The organism is Janthinobacterium sp. FT14W, assembly GCF_009208755.1.
GTDB classification, from domain to species: domain Bacteria; phylum Pseudomonadota; class Gammaproteobacteria; order Burkholderiales; family Burkholderiaceae_D; genus Janthinobacterium; species Janthinobacterium violaceinigrum.
Genome location: NZ_WFLL01000001.1, coordinates 341,947 through 364,097, shown reverse-complemented (window position 1 = coordinate 364,097; position 22,151 = coordinate 341,947). Strand labels below are relative to the sequence as shown.

Annotated in this window: 19 protein-coding genes; 5 read left to right on the top strand and 14 right to left on the bottom strand. The window is 65.1% G+C overall.

The features are described from left to right. Positions 1-53: 53 nt before the first annotated feature. The 8 genes from GCN74_RS01600 to GCN74_RS01565 form a co-directional block, all read right to left on the bottom strand. Positions 54-989 (bottom strand): sugar kinase, encoded by a 936-nt coding sequence (locus GCN74_RS01600; protein WP_152255023.1) that lies wholly within the window; start codon positions 987-989, stop codon positions 54-56. Between the two features lie 112 nt (positions 990-1,101). Continuing rightward, positions 1,102-3,237 carry a glycoside hydrolase family 28 protein gene (locus GCN74_RS01595; protein WP_152255022.1) on the bottom strand — a complete coding sequence of 712 codons (2,136 nt, stop codon included), beginning with the start codon at positions 3,235-3,237 and terminating at the stop codon, positions 1,102-1,104. Positions 3,238-3,353: 116 nt separating this feature from the next. After that, a complete protein-coding gene (locus GCN74_RS01590; RefSeq protein ID WP_193316926.1) occupies positions 3,354-4,625 on the bottom strand; it encodes a porin in 1,272 nt (423 codons plus the stop codon). A gap of 114 nt (positions 4,626-4,739) precedes the next feature. After that, on the bottom strand, positions 4,740-6,029 hold the full coding sequence (locus GCN74_RS01585) for an MFS transporter (RefSeq protein ID WP_131373512.1): 1,290 nt from the start codon (positions 6,027-6,029) through the stop codon (positions 4,740-4,742). A gap of 134 nt (positions 6,030-6,163) precedes the next feature. Continuing rightward, entirely contained in the window at positions 6,164-7,591 is a 1,428-nt protein-coding gene (locus GCN74_RS01580) for a tagaturonate reductase (protein ID WP_152255020.1), read from the bottom strand. A gap of 11 nt (positions 7,592-7,602) precedes the next feature. Beyond that, positions 7,603-9,201, bottom strand: a complete 1,599-nt coding sequence (locus tag GCN74_RS01575) for a UxaA family hydrolase (RefSeq protein WP_152255019.1) — start codon at positions 9,199-9,201, stop codon at positions 7,603-7,605. Between the two features lie 27 nt (positions 9,202-9,228). Beyond that, positions 9,229-10,623 (bottom strand): glucuronate isomerase, encoded by a 1,395-nt coding sequence (gene uxaC, locus GCN74_RS01570; RefSeq protein ID WP_152255018.1) that lies wholly within the window; start codon positions 10,621-10,623, stop codon positions 9,229-9,231. A 263-nt stretch (positions 10,624-10,886) separates the two neighbouring features. Then, on the bottom strand, positions 10,887-11,417 hold the full coding sequence (locus tag GCN74_RS01565) for a DNA-deoxyinosine glycosylase (protein WP_226938808.1): 531 nt from the start codon (positions 11,415-11,417) through the stop codon (positions 10,887-10,889). Positions 11,418-11,531: 114 nt separating this feature from the next. On the opposite strand from GCN74_RS01565, the gene GCN74_RS01560 reads away from it, so the two are divergent. From GCN74_RS01560 to GCN74_RS01540, 5 genes are all read left to right on the top strand, one after another. Beyond that, positions 11,532-11,960 (top strand): DUF962 domain-containing protein, encoded by a 429-nt coding sequence (locus GCN74_RS01560; protein WP_152255017.1) that lies wholly within the window; start codon positions 11,532-11,534, stop codon positions 11,958-11,960. A 144-nt stretch (positions 11,961-12,104) separates the two neighbouring features. Continuing rightward, complete coding sequence (locus GCN74_RS01555) at positions 12,105-12,554, top strand: hypothetical protein (protein ID WP_152255016.1); 450 nt, start codon at positions 12,105-12,107, stop codon at positions 12,552-12,554. 319 nt (positions 12,555-12,873) lie between these two features. Continuing rightward, positions 12,874-13,818 carry a DMT family transporter gene (locus tag GCN74_RS01550; RefSeq protein ID WP_152255015.1) on the top strand — a complete coding sequence of 315 codons (945 nt, stop codon included), beginning with the start codon at positions 12,874-12,876 and terminating at the stop codon, positions 13,816-13,818. Further along, entirely contained in the window at positions 13,815-14,324 is a 510-nt protein-coding gene (locus tag GCN74_RS01545) for a GNAT family N-acetyltransferase (RefSeq protein ID WP_152255014.1), read from the top strand. The genes GCN74_RS01550 and GCN74_RS01545 overlap by 4 nt, the downstream gene beginning before the upstream one ends. 550 nt (positions 14,325-14,874) lie before the next feature. Further along, positions 14,875-15,054, top strand: a complete 180-nt coding sequence (locus GCN74_RS01540; protein ID WP_034746290.1) for a hypothetical protein — start codon at positions 14,875-14,877, stop codon at positions 15,052-15,054. Between the two features lie 5 nt (positions 15,055-15,059). Here the strand turns inward: GCN74_RS01540 and GCN74_RS01535 are convergent, their stop codons facing one another. The 6 genes from GCN74_RS01535 to hutH form a co-directional block, all read right to left on the bottom strand. Further along, entirely contained in the window at positions 15,060-16,508 is a 1,449-nt protein-coding gene (locus GCN74_RS01535) for a glycine betaine ABC transporter substrate-binding protein (protein ID WP_152255146.1), read from the bottom strand. A 75-nt stretch (positions 16,509-16,583) separates the two neighbouring features. Further along, a complete protein-coding gene (hutI, locus tag GCN74_RS01530; protein WP_152255013.1) occupies positions 16,584-17,810 on the bottom strand; it encodes an imidazolonepropionase in 1,227 nt (408 codons plus the stop codon). Between the two features lie 10 nt (positions 17,811-17,820). Next, positions 17,821-18,396, bottom strand: coding sequence for a HutD family protein (locus GCN74_RS01525; protein WP_152255012.1), 576 nt, complete (start codon positions 18,394-18,396; stop codon positions 17,821-17,823). Continuing rightward, a complete protein-coding gene (locus tag GCN74_RS01520; RefSeq protein WP_152255011.1) occupies positions 18,396-19,784 on the bottom strand; it encodes a formimidoylglutamate deiminase in 1,389 nt (462 codons plus the stop codon). The genes GCN74_RS01525 and GCN74_RS01520 overlap by 1 nt, the downstream gene beginning before the upstream one ends. After that, positions 19,769-20,557: an N-formylglutamate deformylase gene (gene hutG / locus GCN74_RS01515; protein ID WP_152255010.1), complete on the bottom strand. Its 789-nt coding sequence runs from the start codon at positions 20,555-20,557 to the stop codon at positions 19,769-19,771. Before hutG ends, GCN74_RS01520 begins: the two co-directional genes overlap by 16 nt. 20 nt (positions 20,558-20,577) lie before the next feature. Then, entirely contained in the window at positions 20,578-22,137 is a 1,560-nt protein-coding gene (hutH, locus tag GCN74_RS01510; RefSeq protein ID WP_152255009.1) for a histidine ammonia-lyase, read from the bottom strand. Positions 22,138-22,151: the final 14 nt, after the last annotated feature.

Sequence of the window (22,151 nt, the reverse complement as noted above, 5' to 3'; positions counted from 1 at the left end):
GCGGCAAAGTTAAACAGGAAAAAACAGTGTAATCGATGATACAGGGTCTGCGCTCATCCGGCAGGCATTTCCGTGCGCGCGATAATGGCGCCGCGCTGGCCGATCACGCAGGCGGCGAGGCGGTGCCCCGCGGCTGCCGCCATAACTGGCGCTTGCCCTGCCAGCCGCGCCGCCACATAGGCTGCGCCGAACGAGTCGCCGGCCGCCGTGGTATCGACCACCTTGGCCACCGGCCGGGCCGCGACCTCCTCCACGACGCCGTGGAAACTGACGATGCAGGGCTGCGCGCCGCGCTTGAGCACGATTTCGGGCACGCCCAGGGCGCAGGTGCGCGCCAGCACCTGCGCCACGTCGGCCGGGCCATACAAGGCGTCTTCGTCGTCCAGCGTCAGCAAGGCCAGCGACGACAGGCTCAATACGCGATGGTAGGCCGAGGCGGCCGCATCGGCGCTTTCCCACAGGCGCGGACGGTAGTTATTGTCGAAGATGATCTGCCCGCCCTGCGCCTGGCACTGCGCCAGGGCCGCCAGCAGCAGTTCCCGGTCGGCCGGCGGCAGGATGGCCAGGCTGATGCCGGACAAATACACGTGGCGCGCGCCGGCCAGCTGCTGCAGGATGGCCGGCGCCTGCGGCCCGCGCAGCCAGTGGCGTGCGGCCGAATCGCTGCGCCAGTAGTGAAAGCGGCGCTCGCCCTGCGCATCGTTCTCGATCAGGTACATGCCTGGCAGCTTGTCGGCCAGGCGCTGCACGCAGCGCGTATCGATGCCCTCGTCCTGCCAGCTGGCGCACATGTCGTCGGACAGGCTGTCGCTGCCCAGCGCCGTCACGTACGCCACCGCGTGCCGGCCCGCGTCGAGCTGGCGCGCCATGTACACGGCCGCGTTCAGGGTGTCGCCGCCAAAGCGGTAGGCCATGGCCTGTTCCTTCTCCGCGCGCTGCAATTCGATCATGCATTCGCCGATGACGAAAACGGTTTGTGGTGCTTGCATTGCGGTTTCCTCCCGATTTTCCATCGATTCAGAGCGGCGCCGCGCCGGCATCCCGAAAGATGGCCGGCGCGGCGCGCGCTACTTCCGTGCTACCCAGGCCTGCGTGGCAGGCTTACTTCTTGTCCCAGGTCGAACCGAACAGGTTCGACTGGCCGATGGCCGGGAAGTCGACAAAGGCCTTGCTGCAATCGACCACTTTTTCCACGTCGACCGCCTGCGTCGCCGTGCCGTTGACCGTCACGCGCTCGGCCGCATTGGCGAAGATCGGCAGGTTGGTGCCCTTGATCGTCAGGTTCGCGTCCGACGAGGTCATCGTCGTGCCATTCGGCGAGTCCGTCACCACGTTATTCAGGGACATCACCAGAGGATACTGCGGATTGTCGAAGCCTCCTGTGTTGGCCTTGAAGCCCTGCAGCTTGATGGCCGTATTGCCCAGGATGCGCACGTTATCGAGGGTGATGTCGTGGAAGTTCGGATATTGCGGACCGGCCGTCGGCAGCGCCTTGGTGCTGTAGTAGGTGGTAAACAACAGCGCGTTCAAGACATCGCGGATGCAGATATTGCGGTAATGGATGTTGCTCACTTCGCCGCCGCGCGCGTAGTCGGACTTGATGCGCAAGCCTTCTTCCGAATGCGTGAACGAGTTGTCATACACTTCGACGTTGGTCACGCCCGCATTCGTTTCGCTGCCGACGGAAATGCCATGCCCCCAGTAGATGTGGTTATGCGCGATGACGATGCCGTGCTTGCGGTCCGAGCGCACGTCGCGCTTGCCGTCGATGGCGAACAGGCCGGAGCCGGCCGGCGATGGATTGGCGCTGCCCTTCAAGGCCACGTCATCGTCGCCCGTGCTGACGAAGTTATACGCGAAGACGAAGTTCTTCAGGTAGCCGTCGAACGACATGGCCCCCGTCGAAGTGGTCTTGCTGCCCGTGGCCAGCTTGCCGGAAATGGCCTTGCTTGCCGCGCCCGGATCGAAGGCGTCCGTGTTCTTGACGTTGTCCGCGTTATAGGTCTCGCCGTTGTACAGCGGGTTGCCGTTGCCGGCCGGGTTGGCGAATGCCGCCAGGGTCGGCGTCTGCACCTTCACGCCCCACACCGTCAAGCCATCGACGCCGCTCGGCACGACGTGGAAGTTGGCGCTGTTATTGAGCGAGATGCGGTACAGGGTCAGGTTTTTCGCGTAGTTGAAGACCATCATGCGGAAGTTCGACTGCGAGCCCGTGCCCGTCACGCCGTTCTGCACCATGTTGCCCAGGAAGGCCAGATCCCACCAGCTCATGTTGCGCGCCGACGACTTGGAATCGACGATGGTGCCGCCGTTATCGCACGACACGCCGTCGGCCGCCTGTTTGCCCGTGGCATACATGGCGTAGGTGTTCGAGCAGGTCATGTCGACCTTCATCAGCGGATACAGCTTGTTGGTGGTGACGATTTCCGCATAGGCGCGGCTGTCGATGGAGCCATCGCCCATGACGGCCGAGTTGACCAGGTTGGAGCCGTTGATCAGCGCCGAGCAGTTGCCCGAGCTGCCGGCCTTGCTGGAGCTGACGGCCGTGTTGCCGCAGTACGGACCGGCCGGATTCGGCGAATAGGTGGTGACGTCGCGCGAGGCGTACAGGGTCACGCCCTTGTCGATCCACAGGGTGACGCCGGACGGCAGGGTCAATGGGCCGCTGATGAAGCCATCGCCCACGCCGGAGCTGTTGACCACCAGGCGCACGGCGAACTTGCTGCCGCGGTATTCAGGCTTGGCCAGTTCCTCGCCCGAGACGCCGGCGATATTCACGTTCTTCACGTTGGCGGTCTTTTGCGCGGCCGTGGCGGCGGCATCGGCGGCGGCGATCTTCGCGCCCACTTCCGCATCGACGGCGGCGCCGCAGGCGTCCAGCGCGGCCTGGATGCGGGCCTGGTCCGGATTGGCGGTAGCGGTGGTGACCACCGCGCCCACGCCCGGCTTCGACGGATCGGCTTCCGGCGGCAGCGAGCCGTCCGGACGGCGCACCAGGTTGCTCGACGCTTCCAGGGTGGCGCACACCTGCGTGTCCTTCGGCAGGGTTGGCTCTGCCGGCAGGTCCGGGTCGAACGAGGTCGTGCCTACCTGGTAGACGCTGCCCGGGTTATACGTGGTGGACGTGGCGCCGTCGGTGCTGCCACCGCCGCCGCAAGCGGCCAGCATGGCGGCCAAGGGCAATGCGACGCATGCCTGCGTCCAGCCTGAGTTGAGTTTTTTGCTACCTGACTTCATGAATGCATCTCCTGATATAAGCGCCGCTCTGAGGTGGCAACGCTGTATAAATGAGCCGCCCACGCGGTTCCGCTGGAACCGGTGGCCGGCGCTGTCCCGGCTTGCGCCGGACTACTTCAGAAACGGGCGATGAAGCCGAAACCGAACGCGCGCGGCGAATTGCCTGGCGCGAGGAAGGCATCGTCCTGGCCCGAGTTATTGCTGTGCAGTGGCGACTGGCCCAGGTTGACGTTTTGCTGCGCCTTGTTGTTGATGCGCGTGAAGTACACATAGGGCATGAACTGCTCGTCGATCTTGTAGGTCGCGCCCAGGGAAATCTGCGTCGCGCCGAAATCATCCGGCTTGGCGAAGGTGGTGTTGTCCAGCTTGCCCAGCTTGCCGGCGGCCAGCATCACGGTGACGTCGTAGCCCACTTCCTGGCTCAGCGACGCCATCACGGAGCGCTGCTTCATGCTGCCCGTGGTCAGCGAGGTGTAGATATTGCCCGGCGTGGGCAGCGACTGCACCGCATAGCCATAGCTGCCCGACTCAAAACCGAGGCCGAGCGAGGTCTTGGTGGGGAATTTGTACGTCGCCAGCAGCTTGTAGAACGAGGTGTTCACGCCGCTGACGGTGGTGTTGCGCATGCCGAAGCCCTTCGACAGGTTTTCCACGTCCACGCCCGTGTTCTGCTGGCGGTCGTAGCCGGCGCCGATGGAGAACGCGCCGATGCTGTACTTGGCCGCCAGCGAGTAGCGCGCGCGGTCGTCGCCCGTCGTGCGCTGCTCGTCAAAGCCGTAGGAAGCGCCGGCCTGGAAGCCGCGCCATTCCGGCGACAGGTAGTGCGCCGAGTTCTTGTAGCGCGCTTCGCCGCGGCCGAACAGGCTGTCGGCGTTGCCGCTCAACTGGGCCGAGGTGTTGTTCCACACGTCGACGCCCTGCACCGTCAGGCCCAGGTTGCCGCCCAGGGCGCCGCCGGAGCCCACCAGGCTGCGGTAGACGGAGTCGTTATTGCCGACGATGAAGCGACCGAAGCGCTTGCTCTCGATACCGACAAAGGTATTGCGCGATTCGATGGTGGCCGACTTGCCCTGGCCATTCACGCCGCCCTCGTCGAAGTTGTTCAGGCTGCCCTCGATCTGCCAGATGCCGCGGAAGTCGTCGCGCAGGCCGATCGAACCGGCAAAGCCGATGCGCGAATTGCCGTCCGAAATGCGGCCGCGGCTGGCGTACGGCGTGGCGCCGCCGACGGCTTTCACCGATTCGATCTCGCCGTTCAGGAAACCGTAGATGCGGGTTTCCACGTGGCGGTTTTCCAGGATGCCTTCGGCCAGCGCGCCGCCCGACAGGGCAGCGAGGATCGCCGCCGCCAGGACACGGCGGGTGCAACGGTTGTTCTGTAGTGTCATGTGCTTCTCCTCTTCTCGCGCCTTCATTGGCGCATATGTATAAACATCAAAAAAACAGCTCCCCGCCGCACCGCGCGGTGCAGGAAAACAGCGGGAAAAATTCTGGGGTGGTCGTCAGGTACTGAAGGCAGGCTTGGCCAGCGGCACGCCCGGCGCCATCTTTTCGCGGATCAGCAGGCAGACGACGGCGGCGGCCACCAGGTCGAACACGGCCAGCAGCATGAACAGGGGGCTGTAGCCGACGAGGGTCACCAGCACGCCGAACACCAGGGTGAAGATCGTCGCGCCCAGGTAGCCGGACATGCCGGCCAGGCCCGTGGCCGTGGCCACTTCGTTCTTGCCGAAGACATCGGAGGTGATCGAATACAGCGCGCCGGACAGCGTCTGGTGGGCAAAGCCGCCCACGCACAGCAGGGCGATGGCCGCGTACGGGCTGGCCACCAGGCCGATGCAGGCCGGGCCGATCATGCACACGGCACCGACGACGACGACCAGCTTGCGCGAAGTGAACAGCGACACCTTCCAGTACTTGTGGAACCACGGGCTCAGGTAGCCGCCCAGCACGCAGCCGATGTCGGCGGCCAGGAACGGCAGCCAGGCGAACATGGCGATTTCCTTGATGTTCATGTGGCGCTCGGTGGCCATATACAGGGGAATCCAGGCATTGAAGGTTTGCCAGGCCGGCTCGGACAGGAAGCGCGGGATGGCGATGGCCCAGAAATTGCGGCTGCGGACGATCTGGTGCCAACGCGCCTTGGGCGCCTTGTCGCTGTGGTGGGTCGCTTCCTGGCCTTCCAGGATGAAGTCGCGCTCCTTGTCCGACAGCAGTTTCTGGTCGCGCGGATGCTTGTAGAAAGCCAGCCACAGTCCCGTCCAGACGATGCCGATGGCGCCGACGATGACGAAGGACATCTGCCAGCTGCCGTGCAGGATGGTCCACACCACCAGCGGCGGCGCGCACAGGGCGCCGATCGAGGAACCGATGTTGAACCAACCGATGGCGATCGAACGCTCCTTGGCGGGAAACCACTCGGTCGTCGCTTTCACGCCGGCGGGAATGCCGGCCGCCTCGGTCAGGCCCAGCATGCCACGGAACAGCGCCATGCTTTGCCAGCCCGTCGCCATGGCCGCGCAGGCACACGCCACGGACCAGGCCAGGGCAAAGACGGCAAAGCCGATCTTGGTGCCGATGGCGTCGATGACGTAGCCGGCGATCGGCTGCATCAGCGCGTAGCACACCTGCCACGCCACCACGATGTACGAATATTCCTGCGTGGTGATATTGAGCTCGCTCATCATCGTGGGCGCCGCCACCGACAAGGTATTGCGCGCCAGGTAATTGACGATCAGTCCAGCCGTGACCAGGCCGACCATCCACCAGCGCATGCCGCGTATTTTAGTCATGTTGTCTCCCTCTATCCATCCAAGGCGGCGCAGCTGCGCCGCCACTTTTTGGGCCGTTCAGCCTTCCTGGGGAAGTGCCTTCGGCCTCGGTTCTTATGGGTGCTGCGGTAGTACTGTGTTGCGGTCCGGCTGTCCTACACGGCCGGCAAGGCGCCGCGCATGCCCTGCGATGCGATGTCCTGCAAGGCCGTGGCCACGGCATGCGCCAGGCCTGGCACCGCGTTCAGGTCGCGGCCCCACACGGCTTCCTGCGCCAACCAGCCCTGCGCCAGCTGCTGTAACGTCAGGCGGCCCGCATCGGCATCGGCCCAGGCCCGGCTGAACCACGCCAGGCTGGCCGCATCGTCGGACAGGGCGATGACGTCGCCGCGGTACAAACGCATGGTGGCGGCCAGCGCCAGCACCAGGCGTTGCGGCAGGCGGCCGTGCAATTCCACGTAGCGCAGCAGTTGCGGCGCGATGCGCGCGGCGAACTTGCTCCAGCTGTTCAAGGCGATGGACGCCAGGCGGTGCTGGATGTAAGGGTTGCGGAAGCGCAGCAGCACGTCGCGCGCGAACTGCTGCAGTTCGTCCTGCGGCAGGGGCAGCGCAGGGATGATTTCCTGCGTCAGGGTGTCGGCCAGGTAGCCGCCCACCTGTGCGTCGTTGACGGCATCGCCCACCGTCTCGAGTCCGGCCAGCAAGGCGACCGGCACCAGCGCCGTATGGCCGCCGTTGAGGATGCCCACCTTGCGTTTCTTGTAGGGGGTGATGTCGTCGACCAGCACGATATTCAGGTCCGCGCCCGCCAGCTTCAATTCATCGGCCAGCGCTGCCGGGCCTTCGATGACGAACAGGTAGTAGTATTCGGCCGCCACCATGAACTGGTCGCGATAACCGCGTTCCGCCTCGATGGCGGCGGCGTCTTGCGGGTAGCCGGTGACGATGCGGTCGACCAGGGTCGAACAGAACACGCAGGCCGATTCGATCCAGGCGGCAAAGCCCGCATCGAGCTGCCACAGGCGGGCGAAGTGCAGCACGGCCGCCTTCAGGGCCGGGCCATTCCGTTCGATCAGCTCGCACGGCAGCAGTACCACGCCTTTCGTGCGGTCGCCCTCGAAATACGCGTAGCGGTCGAACAGCAGGCGCGCCAGCTTGGCGGGAAAGCTCGACGGCGGCGCGTCGCCGAAGGCGTCGCTGTCGTTGGTGGCGATGCCCGCTTCCGTGGTGTTCGAGACGATGAAGCGCAGCTCGGGCAGGCTGGCCAGCGCCAGGTAGTCGCCATACATGGTGGCCGGATCGATTTCGCGCTGCACGCAGGAGATGGTGCGGCAGGTGCTGACGGCCTGGCCGTCTTCGTCGAGGCCGCGCACGACGGTGGTAAACAGGCCGTCCTGCACGTCGAGCAGGGGCGACGCGCTGCCGCCGCGCGGGCGCACCACCACCACGCCCCCGTTCAGGCCCGTGCGTTCGTTGAGCAGGTCGATCTGCCAGTCAAAAAAGCCGCGCATGAAATTGCCTTGGCCGAATTGCAGGATCTTGATCGGCAGGTCGAACGGCGCGCCGCGGCGCAATGCTTGCATGGGGATGTCGTTCACAGTGAAATGTCGCGTTTCCAGAAGATGAAATCGTATTGCTGCAGGCGGTCCGCCTTGGCCTGGTACTGGCCGCCGGCCGTGGCCACCACCATGTCGAACAGGCCGTTGGCCACGTCCGGCAAAGGCGTGCCGTCGATCACGGGGCCGCAGTCGTAGTCGATCAGGTCCGACAGCTTTTTCGCCACCCGCGTGTTGCTGGCAATTTTCAGCACCGGCACGATGGGATTGCCCGTCGGCGTGCCCAGGCCCGTGGAAAACAGCACCACGTTGGCGCCGGAAGCCACGATGCCCGTCACCGATTCGACGTCGCCGCCCGGCGTGCACAGCAGCGACAAGCCCGGTTTCGGACTCTGCTCGCCGTAATCGAGCACGGAAACGATGGGCGACGTGCCGCCCTTCTTCGCCGCGCCAGCCGATTTCATGGCGTCCGTGATCAGGCCGTCGCGGATGTTGCCGGGGCTGGGGTTGTCGGCGAAATGCGTGCCCACGGCTTCGGCGCGCGCTTCGAAATCGCGCATCAGGCCCAGGAAGCGGCGCTTGTCGTCGTCGTTTTCGCAGCGCTCGATCAGGTTGGCCTCGACGCCGCACAGTTCCGGGAATTCGGCCAGGATGGACGAGCCGCCCACGGCCACCACCATGTCCGACACTAGGCCCATGGCCGGGTTGGCGGAAATGCCGGAAAAGCCGTCCGAGCCGCCGCACTTGACGCCGATTTTCAGGTGCGACAGCGGCACTGGCTGGCGCCGTACCTTGTTCGCTTCCTTCAGCTGCGCCAGGGTATCCGTCAGCACGGCCTTCATCATGGCTGCTTCGCTGTCCCATTTTTGCTGCTCGTAGATCAGGCAGGGCTTGTCGAAATGCGGGTTCTGTTTCGCCAGCGCGTCCTGGAACATGGCGATCTGCGCGTTCTGGCAACCGAGGCTGAACACCGTGATGCCGGCCACGTTCGGGTGGTCGGCGTAGGCGGAGAGAATCTTGCACAGCGAGCGCGCATCGGCGCGCGTGCCGCCGCAGCCGCCGTTGTGCGTGATGATGCGCACGCCGTCCAGGTTCGGGAAGGGTCGCACGACGGGCTTCGGCGCTTCCATGTCCTCGCCCAGCAAGGACAGGGTGAACGACGCCAGGTCGTTGCGCGTGTAGCCCAGCGGCGCCTCGAGCGCATTGCGCAAGTGCTCGACGTTGCGGTTTTCGCAGAAGACCAGGGGGAAGATCAGCCAGTAATTGGCCGTGCCCACCCTGCCGTCGGCGCGCACCACGCCGGGGAAGGTGGCGCCATCGAGGCGCGCCACGTCGGGCGGCGTCCAGCTGTATGGCGCCTGCGGCTCGAGCTCCACTTCGGCCGCGTAATGGTGCAGGTTTTCCGTGGTGACGGCTTCGCCGCGGCGGATGGCCACGGTGGCCTTGCCGACGGGGACGCCGTACAGGCGCAGGATGTCGCCTGCCGCGAAGGCGCGGCGGGCCAGCTTGTGCTTGGTCTTCACGGCACTGCTGATGAGGATGGACTCGCCCTCCCAGTTCACCACTTCGCCGGCGGCCAGATCGGACAAGGCGACCAGCATGTCGTCGTCGGGATGGATACACAACACTTTTTGCATGACTAATTCCTGGCGGCGGCTATGGGATTACAGCTGAAAATACTGCTGCGCGTTTTCGTAGCAGATGCCGCGCACGATGGTGGCCAGCGCCTCGAAGTCGTTCGGGTATTCGCCGCCGTGCACCCATTCGCCGATCTGGCGGCATACCAGGCGGCGGAAGTAGTCGTGGCGCGGGTAGGAAGCGAAGCTGCGCGAATCGGTCACCATGCCGACGAACACGCCCAGCACGCTGTGGTTGCCGAAGCCCACCAGCTGCTGCAGATTGCCTTCCTTGTGGTCGTTGAACCACCAGGCCGGGCCGAATTGCAGCTTGCCCGCCACCGTGCCATCCTGGAAGTTGCCCACCATGGTCGACAGCACTTCATTCATGTTCGGATTCAGGCAGAACAGCATGGTCTTCGGCAGGCGGTCGTCCAGGTCCAGCGCGTTGAGCAGCGAGGCCAGGCCGGCGCTGCAGCTCATGTCGGAAATCGAGTCGTAGCCCGTGTCAGGTCCCAGCAAGCCGCGCATGCGGTCGTTGTTGTTACGCTGCGCGCCGATGTGCAGGCACATGGTCCAGCCATAGTTCGCATACACGCGGCCGATCGCTTCGAGCAGGCCGCGCAGGTACAGGCCGTTTTCCGCGTCGGTCAGCAAGGTGCCTTGCAGGCGCTTGGCGAACAGCGCTTCGAGCTCCTCGGCGCTGGCCGCCTGCACGGGCAGGGTCACGTCGACGGCGTGGTCGGAGATGCGCGCACCGCGCGAGTGGAAGAATTCCACGCGCACGGCCAGCGCGGCGATCAGCGAGGCAAACGAGGTGACGGGAACATCGGCCACCGCGCTCAGACGCTGCAGGTAGTCAGGGAAGCGCGGCTGGTTGATGCGCATGGCCTTGTCAGGACGGTAGGCGGGCAGCACGCGCGTCTTCAGGCCGGAGGCGGCGATTTCCGCGTGCTGCAGCAGGTCGTCGGCAGGGTCGTCGGTGGTGCAGGCGATTTCCACGCCCGCCTGTTCCAGCAAGGACCAGGTATCCATGGTGGCCAGCATGTCGTTGGCCTGTTCCCAGATGGCGTCCGCATTCGCCTCATTGATGATGAGGTCGATATTGAAGATGCGGCGCAGTTCCAGGTGGCTCCAGTGGTGGATCGGATTGCCGATCGCCAGCGGCAGCACCTTGCAGAAGGCGCGGAATTTTTCCTGGTCCGAGCGCTCGCCCGTGATGAATTCCTCGGCCACGCCGGCCGTGCGCATCAGGCGCCATTTGTAGTGGTCGCCCGCCAGCCACAGTTCGGCGATGTTGCGGAAGGTCTTGCGGCTGGCGATCTCTCCCTGCTGCAAATGCGAGTGGTAATCGATGATGGGCAGGTCGGCCGCCACTTCGTGGTACAGCTTGCGGGCCGTCTCGGTGGTGAGAAGAAAATCCTGATTCATGAACTCGGTCATCGTAGCCATCTCCTTGCTGCGCGCGACGGGCATCGCGCTGTGTTTTTGTCGTGGCACCAAACTGGCGCACTCTGATATATCAGAATATTAAATGTAATATATCAGTAAAAGCAAGCGCAAAAATCAAGCGGGGGTCGCAGATGGGCGTGGAAACAACAGGCGGCGGGGGAATCGCGCGGTGCAACAGCCAGCGCCGGGATGGGGGAGGAGTTCAGCGTCCGGTGCTGGCGCCGGCTACAGGAAGGCGGCGGGAGTGGACGGTGTCAGGCCAGCGCCTGGCGCAAGACGTGCCACTGCGCCAGCTTTTCCAGATAGGGTTTGGTATAGGCCGGGCTGCTCGACGGCAGTGCAACGATCCGGTAATGCGGGGCCTGCCCGCCCAGCACCTTGATGCCCAATGTGGCGGCCGTGCCGCCGTTGAAGGCAATGGCGCGGATGGCAGGAAAACGGGCCAGCAAGCCGGGCAGATCGTTGTCGTCGCGGTTACGGATATTGCTGTCCAGACTACCGCTACGGTGCGCCTGCGCCACCACGTCCCACAGGCCCACGCCGTGCGCCAGCAAGGTTGCCAGACGCGCCTCATAGGGCAGGCTTTTCAGGTCCACGCCCAGCACCTCGCCCAGCAGCATCCAGAACTTGTTTTGCGGATGCGCATAGTACTGGCTGTGCGCCAGCGATTTTTCGCCGGGCAGGCTGCCCAGTATCAGCAGGCGCGTATCGGCATCGACGACGGGATCGAAACAGCGCTTGCGGGGGGCGGCCAGGGGCGCTGGCGCGGAAAGAGGAAAGCTCAAGGCGGATGTCCTGCAGTGTCGAAATAGGCCATTTTACCCGCGCCACGGCGGCAGACCAGCGGCAGGCCGCCGGTGTAGAATTGCCGGATAACCATTCCTATAAGAGACGCCACCATGCGCACCATCGACATCCTGCTGGCCCAGTATGGCGAAAGCCACCGCAACCACGTCAATGAATGGGTGCACATCGTGTGCGTGCCCTTGATCGTTTTCAGCCTGCTGGGCCTGCTGTGGAGCGTGCATGCCAGCGTGGCGCTGCTCGGCAGTATTCTGGCCTTATACTACTATTACAAACTGTCGCGCCCGTTTGCGGCGGGCATGCTGGCGATGCTGGCCGCCATGCTGGGGCTGCTGTTGCTGATGCCGGCGCTGACCATCCTGCCCGTGTCGCTGGCGCTGTTCGTGCTGGCCTGGATAGGCCAGTTCATCGGCCACCAGATCGAAGGCAAGAAACCGTCGTTCCTGGACGACTTGCGCTTTTTACTGGTCGGTCCCCTGTTCGTGCTGGGATTTTTGTACCGGCGCCTGCGGCTCGCGTATTGAGCGGCAAGCGCTCATGTGGCCTGCCGGGGCCGTAACAGAATTTTACTATTCGCAACTAGTTATATGAGGCAAGTGTCCTTATGATAAGTCATCATCTGCCAGTCAATGTAACCGGCAACTAACTTTTGTCCAAGGGAGTCCCACATGAAAGCACCAATTATTGCAGTGGCATTGCTCGCCACCCTGGCCGGCTGCGCCGTACAACCGAACTCGGCGAACGTGTACAACGCGCGCCAGGCGCAGAACGAACAATCGGTCCGCATGGGCACGGTGGAATCCGTGCGCCAGGTCACCATCGACAAGGGTGAAACGGGCACGGGCGTGCTGGCTGGCGCGGCGCTGGGCGGCGTGGCCGGCTCGGCAGTCGGTGGCGGCAAGGGCGCCATCGCGACCAGCATCCTGGGCGCCGTCGCCGGCGGCATGGCGGGCAAAAGCATCGAAGCGAACGCTTCCAACAAGCCAGGCCTGGAAATTACCGTACGCCTGGACAATGGCGACATGCGCGCCATCGTGCAAGACGCGGACGAACTGTTCCGTCCGGGCGAACGCGTGCGCCTGCTGTCCGATGGCCGCAAGACCCGCGTCACCCACTGATCTGCTTGCCGGCGCATGCGCTCAGCCGAAGGCGCCGGCAGCGAGCAGGGCAGAAGGGTGCAGCCAGATGGCGATCACGGCAGTCACGACGACATACACAAGCACGCTCCATACTTTGATCTGCAATGAGGCTGGCATGGTGGTCCCCTTCAAAGATGCAATTCAGAAAATATTCACTTGATAATAAAGTAAATATTTTCATAAATTCAACATTTTCCAGAAGCACTGCGCTGGCTCAATGCCTGTTGTCTGCTGACCACTCTTTGAGCAAGCTCGACCAAGACTCGCCATCCCCGCGCGATGCCCGTATACTTGCGCGATGTCCTCTCCTCTCCTGTTCATCATTGCCTGCCTGATCTGGGGCTCCACCTTCTGGGCCATCACCTTGCAGCTGGGCGATGTGGCCCCCGCCGTTTCCGTGGTCTACCGCTTCGGCCTGGCTTCCGCCACCCTGTTTGCCTGGTGCGCCGTGCGCGGCGACAGCTTGCGCCTGCCCTGGCGCGCGCAAAAATGGATGCTGCTGCAAGGCCTGGCCTCGTTTGCCCTCAGCTATGTGTGCACCTACAGTTCCGAACAGTACCTGGTCTCCGCCCTCGTCAGCGTACTGTTTGCGCTGATGGTATTCTGGACACCGTTGCTCAACCGCATCGCTTTCGGCACGCCCATCACCTGGAGCACCTGCTGCGCGGCGTTTGTCGCCATCTGCGGCATCGTGCTGCTGTTCTACCAGTCGATCGGCGCGGCGCTGCAGGATATTCTGGGCGGCGGCAATGGCCACTTCCTGCTCGGCTTCATGCTGGCCCTGGTGGCCACCGTCTCCAGCACGGTGGGCAACGCGCTGGTCATGAAGGTGCGCGAACACTCGGGCAACGTGATGCTGACCATGGCCTGGACCATGCTGTGGGGTACCTTGATGGTGGCCGTGTGGGCCATTGCCACGGGCCAGTCCTGGCAGCTGCCCGCGCGCCCCAGCTACTGGATGGGATTGCTGTACCTGGCCATCTTCGGCTCGGTGATCGCCTTCAGCGCGTATTTCACCTTAATCGCGCGCATCGGCACGCAAAAAACCGTGTATATCGGCGTCGTCACGCCCGTCATTTCCGTGCTGCTGTCGGTGCAATTCGAACATTACCGGCCCGCCGCCATCGAATGGGTGGGCATGCTGCTGTGCCTGTCCAGCGTGGCCTGGGCCCTGACGTCGGGCGCCCGCAAGACGGCTGCCGTCGCCTCCATTTCCACCCCTCCATCCGCAAAGGCAACATGAACACTAGCAACGCCACTCTCGCCATCCGCCCTGCCCGGGAAACCGACGTGGCCGCCATCTTCGGCATGATCCATGAACTGGCCGTGTTTGAAAAACTCGAACACATGATGATCGCCAGAGAGTCCATGCTGCACGACAGCCTGTTCGGCGCCCATCCTGCATGCGAAGCGCTGGTGGGCGAGGACAATGGCGAGGTGGTGACCTTCGCCCTGTTCTTCCACAATTTTTCCACCTTCCTGTGCCGCAAGGGGCTGTATCTGGAAGACCTGTACGTAAAGCAATCGGTGCGCGGCAAGGGCTATGGCAAGCAGATGCTGGTGGCGCTGGCGCAACTGGCCGTCGAACGCGATTGCGGCCGCTTCGAATGGTCGGTGCTGGACTGGAATGAAAACGCGATCAACTTCTACAAGGGCATGGGCGCGGACGTGATGCCGGACTGGCGCATCTGCCGCGTCGCTGGCGATGCCTTGGCGCAATTGTCGGCAGGAACACCGACACCCGCATAAACCGATTGCCCAAAAAAATCCCCGCGGGCTAGCGGCACCGCGGGGTGAACCCATTGTCAAGTGGGAGGGGGAGAATGCAATCAACGGTTATCAATATAAACGCTACGACTTGTCACCGTACCGACCTTTACATTTGCTTACCGGGCCTTACATTTTCCTTAAAGTAGTGCGCTCACTGTCCCCCCTTTGCCACAGTTTATTTCCGTGGCTCAATCAATGTGCCGTGCAAACCGATATGTTGTTGCGTAAGACTATTGCCGCCCTGCGAATTTTTATAGATTTGGTACACTGTCAGGCAGGCGGTGCAGCCAGCAACCACGGCAAAAATGACCATGCGACGCTCCTTGAGTATGCTTGAGGGAATCGGAACCTGCGGCCAATGCGGGCAGGGCCAGGCAGGGAAGATTCAGTGTGGCATCTTCTGCTGGTGGGGCATTGCGGAATATCAAACGCGTCAACGTGACGGCGTGCTGGCGTTTGATGCGTCGCAAAATGGCAGCAATGCGCTCACACACAATGAACGAATCGTTATGCATACGGGAGCCACATCATGAATGTCTCTGCCAAACCGCTCGTCATGAAAATCTACCGCGCCTACCTGCGGTCCCGCCTGGAACGCTACACGCGCGACTTGCAAGCCATCGCCGAACAGCGCGAGAACGACTTCCAGGCTGAACGCATCCTGCACCAGGCCGTCGTCTCGGTGCGCTCGAAACTGCATTCCCTGTGATGGCGTCAGCGTTGCTGGCCGGCTACGGCCCAGCGCTCCACCAGTTCGAACAGGCCTTGCGTCAGCAGGGCCAGCGCGGCTGCGGGGATCGCGCCAGCCAGCAGCATGTCGTTGTCGTTCAGCGCCAGGCCGATGGTGATGCGTTCGCCGTAGCCGCCCGCGCCGATGAAGGCGGCGATGGTGGCCGTGCCCACGCTCATCACGGCCGCCGTTTTGATGCCCGCCAGCATCACGGGCAAGGCCAGCGGCAAGTCCACGTGCAGCAGGCGGTCGCGCCGGCTCATGCCCAGCGCCAGCGCCGCCATGCGCAAGCCTTGCGGCACCTGCAGGATGCCCGTGCACGTATTGCGCACGATGGGCAGCAAGGCATACACGAATAGCGCGACCAGCGCCGGCATCGTGCCGATCATGCCCAGCAGCGGAATCAATATCGCCAGCAGGGCCAGCGACGGCACCGTTTGCAGCACGCCCACGAAGGCCAGCACCGTTTGCCGCAGCGGCGCCGAAAACGCCGCCAGCACGCCCAGCGGAATGCCGATCACGCACGCCAGGGCCACCGACAGCAGCACCAGGGTCAGGTGCTGTCGCGTCAGGGTCCACAAATCGTCGCCGATGATCTTCTCCAGCAGATTGCCGCGCACGGCGGTTGCCGGTTTATCTGCCTGCGCACCGGACGCCAGCCACTGCCGCGCCACGTCCGCAAAACGCTTGCCGTCGATTTCCACGGCCGCATTCATGGCGACCATGTCGCCCTCGCCGATGCGCCCCCGCAGCCCTTCCAGCGCCAGCCAGGCGGCGGGAAAGCGGGTAGGCACATCGAGCCGGTACAGCAGCATGGCGTCGTAGCGGGGAAAATACTGCTGCGTGTCGGCCAGCACGCGCAAGCCATACTGGCGGATCTTCGCGTCCGTCGAATAAATGTCGATCACGTCCACCTGGCGCTGCGCCAGCGCTTCATAGGCGATGCCGTGATCGAGCCCGCGCGGGCGCTGCGGCAAGCCGTAGCGGGCGGCCAGGCCCGGCCAGCCATCGACGCGGCCGATGAATTCATGCGACAGGCCGAACTTCAAGGCGGGATGCTGCGCCAGCTGCCCCAGGCTGGCGATGCGCGTTTCATCGCCGCGCATGGCCAGCGCATAGGTGTTGTTGAACCCCAGCGGCACGGCCACGCCCAGGCCCAGTGCCGCCAGCTCGCGCCGCATCTGTTCCAGGTCAAGCGGCTTGTCGTGCCTGAGGATCTCGCTGGCGATGGTGCCCATGTACTCGGCATACACGTCGATGCTGCCCGCCTGCAGCGCGGCGAGCACGATGGCCGTGTTGCCCAGCCCCTGGCGGTGCTCCGCCCTGACGTGCGGCGCGGCGCTCTGCTTGACGATTTCGCCCAGGATGTAGGATTCCGTAAAGCGCTTCGAGCCCACTTTCAGGGTACCGCCGTCCATGGCAAGGGAGGACATGGGCGCGGCGGCGAAGACGAGCAAGAACAGCAGATAAAACAGCACAGCACGCACGCGGCGCTCCAGGACGAATGATCAATCCGTCAAGCTTACCACCGGCGCGCGCCAGACACCGCCGTGTACCACGCCCGCGCACGGGTTCAGGCCCAGCGCATACGACAGGTCGGCCGGGCGCGCGATGCGCCACAGGGCGAAATCGGCGCGCTTGCCCACCGCCAGGCTGCCCGTTTCCCGCTGCAGGCCCAGTGCGCGCGCCGCGTGTATCGTGCAGCCGGCCAGCGCTTCCTGCGGCGTGAGGCGCCACAGGGTGCAGGCCATGTTCATCGCCAGCAGCAAGGACGTCATGGGCGAGGTGCCCGGATTGCAATCGGTGGACACGGCCATCGGCACGCCAGCCGCGCGCAATGCCGCGACAGGCGGCGGCTGCGTCTCGCGCAAAAAGTAATACGCGCCGGGCAGCAGCACGGCCACCGTGCCGTGCTGCGCCATCGCGGCGACGCCCTCTTCCGACAGGAATTCCAGGTGGTCGGCCGACAGGCCGCCGTAGCGCGCCACCAGTGCCGCGCCGCCCAGGTCGGACAGCTGCTCCGCATGCAGTTTCACGGGCAGGCCCAGTGCCTGCGCCGCCTCGAACATGCGCTGCGTTTGCGCCGGCGTGAAGCCGATGCGCTCGCAGAACGCGTCGACGGCGTCGACCAGGCCATCGCCGGCCAGCGCGGGCAGCATCTGCGCGCACAGCAGGTCGACGTAGGCGTCGGCCTGGCCCGCATGCTCGGGCGGCAGCGCGTGCGCGCCGAGAAACGTGGTGCGCACGGACACTGGCAGCGTTTGTCCGATCCGGCGCGCCACGCGCAGCATCTTCGCCTCGCTGTCCGCGTCGAGACCGTAGCCGGACTTGATTTCCAGCGTGGTCACGCCCTCGGCCAGCAGCGCCAGCACGCGGGGCAGGCTTTGCCGCAGCAACTCGTCGTCGCTGGCCGCGCGCGTGGCGCGCACGGTGGACATGATGCCGCCGCCGGCGCGGCTGATTTCTTCATAGCTGGCGCCATTCAGGCGCGCCTCGAATTCGTCGCTGCGGTTGCCCGCGTGGACGATATGGGTATGGCAGTCGATCAGGCCGGGCGTCAGCCAGCAGCCCTGGCCGTCGTGCAGCACGGCGCCGCTGGCCGGCAGCTCGTCGCCGGGGCCGAACCAGGCGATGCGGCCATCCTTGACGGCGATGGCCGCGTCGAGCAGCTCGCCATAACCGTGCTCCATCGTGGCCAGGTGGACGTTGTGGATGACCAGGTCCCACTCTTGCATCGTTTCTCTCCTAGGTAAACAGGTCGACGCACAGCACGGCCGAACGCTGCAAGGCGTCGAGCCGCCATTCCTGCGCATCGTCCGCGTCGAGCAGCAGGGCGTCGTAGCGGGCCAGCGCGAACTGCTGGTCGCTAGTGCGCGCCAGCACGGAACCTTCGCCGGCAACGAACAGCAGGGTCGCCGCGCTGCGCCGCGCCAGCTTGCCCGGCGCCGTGATCTTTTCCAGCTGGTGGCGGCAGCGGTCGCGCCGCGTCATCACGTTGAAATCCGTCGTGATTCCCTTGACCTGCGCCACGACGGCCGCTTCGCCGGGAAACCACAGCATGGGCTGCGCCGCGCTCAAGGCCACCTTGCGCGCGCCATCGAGCGTCAGCTGCACGCCGTCGCCATCGACCAGCATCAGGCTGCGGTCGATGCCGGGGAAGCAGGAAAACGGCCCGCTGGCCGTGATCGTCGCCAGGCTGATGCGCCAGTCGAAATCGTCGAAACCGGCGCCCGCTGGCGAAATGGCGATTTCCGTCGTGCTGCCGCCGCCATTTTTCCACGGCGCGGCACGCAGGTATTCATGCGGGATGAAGGTCGCCATCAGAGCGCCCTCAGTTGCGCCAGGGTGCGCTTGTAGGCGGTGGCGATGGCGTCCTGCGCCACGTGGCGCCCGCCGCGCACCTGCCACTGGCCGCCGCACAGCACGTCGCGCACCAGGTTGTCGTTGCCGCAAAAGAGAAAACTGCCCAGCACATCCCCGATGGCCGCGCCGCCCAGGTTCACGTGCGCCTCGTCGAGCGCCAGCAGGTCGGCGCGGCAGCCTGGCGCCAGGGCGCCCAGCTTGCGTCCGGCCGCCTGCGCGCCGCCGCGCAAGGCCGCCCGCCACAGGTAGTCGCCCACCCGGCGCTCATCCGGCGTGGCGGCGACATTGCGCTGCTGGCGCTGCAGACGCTGGCCATATTCGAGCCAGCGCAATTCCTCCACGGGCGACTGCGACACATGGCTGTCGCTGCCGACGCCGAAAGCCCCGCCGGCGGCGATGAATTCGGCCAGCGGAAACAGGCCATCGCCCAGGTTCGCTTCCGTCGTGGGACACAGGCCCGCCACGGCGCCGCTGGCAGCCATCAGCGCCACCTCGTCGGGCTGCACATGCGTGGCGTGCACGAGGCACCAGCGTGCATCGACGTCGGCGTGGTCGTACAAATACTGCACCGGGCGCCGGCCGCTGTAGTCGACACACTGGCGCACTTCGCCCTGCTGCTCGGCGATGTGGATGTGGATGGGGCGGCCCGCAGGCAGTGCCTGCGCCACTTCGCGGATCTGCGCCACGCTGGCCGCGCGCAGCGAATGGGGCGCGAAGCCCACTTCCACCTGCCCGCCGCGCTGCGGCGCCAGCGCCTCGATGATGCGCAAGACATCCTGCGCATCCGTGCGAAAGCGCGCCTGCTCGGCCTTCAAGGGCTGTTCGCCGAAGCCCGCATGGCTGTACAGCACGGGCAGCATAGTCATGCCGATGCCGCTGAGGCGCGCCGCGGCCAGCACCCGTTCGGCCGTTTCGGCGGGGCGCGCATACAGCGCGCCTGCCCCATCGCGCTGCAGGTAGTGGAATTCGCACACGGACGTGTAGCCATGGCGCAGGCATTCGGCAAACAGCTGCGCGGCGATGGTTTGCATCTGCTCCGGCGTGATGTGGCGCGCAAAGCGGTACATCAGTTCGCGCCACGTCCAGAAGCTGTCCGGCGCATTGCCCGTTCCATCGCCGGCAATCTCCGTCATGCCGCCCAGTGCGCGCTGGAAGGCGTGCGAATGCAGGTTGACCATGCCGGGCAAGACATATTCAGCCACTTCCGCGCCTGGCGATGGCGCGGCATCGGCCTGGACGCGCGTCAGGTCGCCGGCCGCGTCCCATTCCAGCAGCACGTCGCGGCGCCAGCCCTGCGGCAGCAGCGCATGGCGCGCGAACAGACAGCCGCTCAACGCGCCACCCATGCCACGGCCGCGTCCATCATCTGGCGCAGCAACGGCTGCACCTGCGCGGCCAGGTCGGGCCGGTAGGCAAACGGCGCCGCTTCATCCATGTACACGCACTGGCACATCTCCAGCTGGATCGCATGCACGCGGCCTTCCGGCTGGCCGTAGTGGCGCGTGATATGGCCGCCCTTGAAGCGGCCGTTCAAGGCCACGGTAAATTGATCCTGCGCGCGCGCGATATCGACCACGGCGGACGTCAGCCCGCTGTCGCAGCTGGCGCCGTCGGCCGTGCCGAAATTCAGGTCGGGCAGCTTGCCGTCGAAAAAGCGCGGCACGTGCGAGGCGATGGAATGGGCATCCCACAGCACCACGGCGCCATGCACGCGCAGCAGGCGGTCCAGTTCCGCGCGCAATTGCCGGTGGTACGGCGCCCAGTAGCGTTGCAGGCGCTGCCGGACGTCGGCTGCATCGGGTTCGCGGCCTGGCAGGTACAGCGGCTCGCGGTGAAACGTATCGCTGGGCAGCAAGCCCGTCGTATCCTGTCCCGGATACAGATTCGTGTCTTCCTGCGGCCGGTTCAGGTCGATGGTGTAGCGCGACCAGCGCGCCGACAGCACGGACGCATCCATCTCCTGCAAAAAGCCATACAGCTCGCGCAGATGCCAGTCCGTATCGGCCTTGACCAGGGCCTGCGGCGTCATGCGCGCGGCGATATCGTCCGGTATGTCGGTGCCCACGTGGGGCATCGACACGAGCAGCGGGATGCTGCCTTCATTGAAGCGGAAATCCATGCTTGTCTCCTTGCGCCCGCTCAGGCGTACAGCGGGGCGAACAAATTCTTGCACGTGCTGCTCAACTCGCCGTGCAGCACCATCTGCTTGGCCGCTTCGATATCGGGCGCGAAGAAGCGATCGGCATCGAAGAACGGCACCTTCTGGCGCAGCTGGTGATGCACGTGTTCCAGGTGCGGCGAGGTTTTCAGCGGACGGTGGAAATCGATGCCCTGCGCAGCGGCCAGCAGCTCGATGCCGACGATGACGGCCGTGTTGTGCGCCATGTCGTCCAGGCGGCGCCCGGCGAACGTGGCCATGCTCACGTGGTCTTCCTGGTTGGCGGACGTGGGCAGGCTGTCGACGCTGGCCGGATGCGCGAGCGACTTGTTTTCCGACGCCAGCGCGGCGGCCGTCACGTGGGCGATCATGAAGCCGGAATTGACGCCCGGATCGCGCACGAGGAACGGCGGCAGGCCGGAAAGCGTGGCGTCGATCAGCAGCGCGATGCGGCGCTCGGCCAGCGCGCCGATTTCGGAAATCGCCAGCGCCAGGGTGTCGGCGGCAAAGGCCACCGGCTCGGCGTGGAAATTGCCGCCCGAGACGATTTCCGCCTGCCCGTTGGGGCCATCCTGGAAGATCAGCGGATTGTCCGTGACGGCATTGGCTTCGATCAGCAGGGTGCGGCCCACATTGCCGATCAAATCGAGGCAGGCGCCCATGACCTGCGGCTGGCAGCGCAGGCTGTACGGGTCCTGCACGCGCTCGTCGCCTTCCAGGTGCGAGGCGCGGATGGCGCTGTGCGCCACCAGCTGGCGGTACATCTGCGCGGCCAGGATCTGCCCCGGCTGTCCCCGCACGGCGTGCACGCGTGCGTCGAACGGCGAGTCGCTGCCCTTGGCCGCATCGAGCGACAGCGCGCCCGTGACCATGGCCGCTTCCAGCAGGCGCTCGGCCATGAACAGGCCATGCAGCGCCAGCGCGTTCGATACCTGCGTGCCGTTGATCAGCGCCAGGCCCTCTTTGGCCGCCAGCACCACGGGCGCGATGCCCGCCTGCGCCAGCGCTTCGGGGGCCGGCATCAATTCGCCGTTGACGCGCACGTCGCCCACGCCCAGCATGGCCAGCGTCATGTGCGACAACGGCGCCAGGTCGCCCGAGGCGCCCACGGAACCCTTGGCGGGAATGGCCGGCATGATGCCCGCGTTGTACAGCGCGATCAGGGTGTCGACGATCAGCGGGCGCACGCCGGAAAAGCCGCGCGCCAGGCTGCCGATCTTCATCAGCATGATCAGGCGCACGACGGCGTCCGACAGCAGCTCGCCCGTGCCGACGGAGTGCGACAGGATCAGGTTGCGCTGCAATTGCTCGAGTTTTTCATCGGGGATGCGCGTCTTGGCGAGCAGGCCGAAGCCCGTGTTGATGCCGTAGGCCGCATCGCCCTTGGCGACGATGGCCTGCACGGCGGCGGCCGACGCCTCGATGACGGGATAGGCCTCGGCAGCGAGGATCAATTTTGCCGGCGCGGCCCAGACGGCGCGCAGGTCGGCCAGGGTCATCGCGCCCGGCTTCAGGGTCCAACTTTTGGCATGCTGTGTCATAGTCATTCGGATCA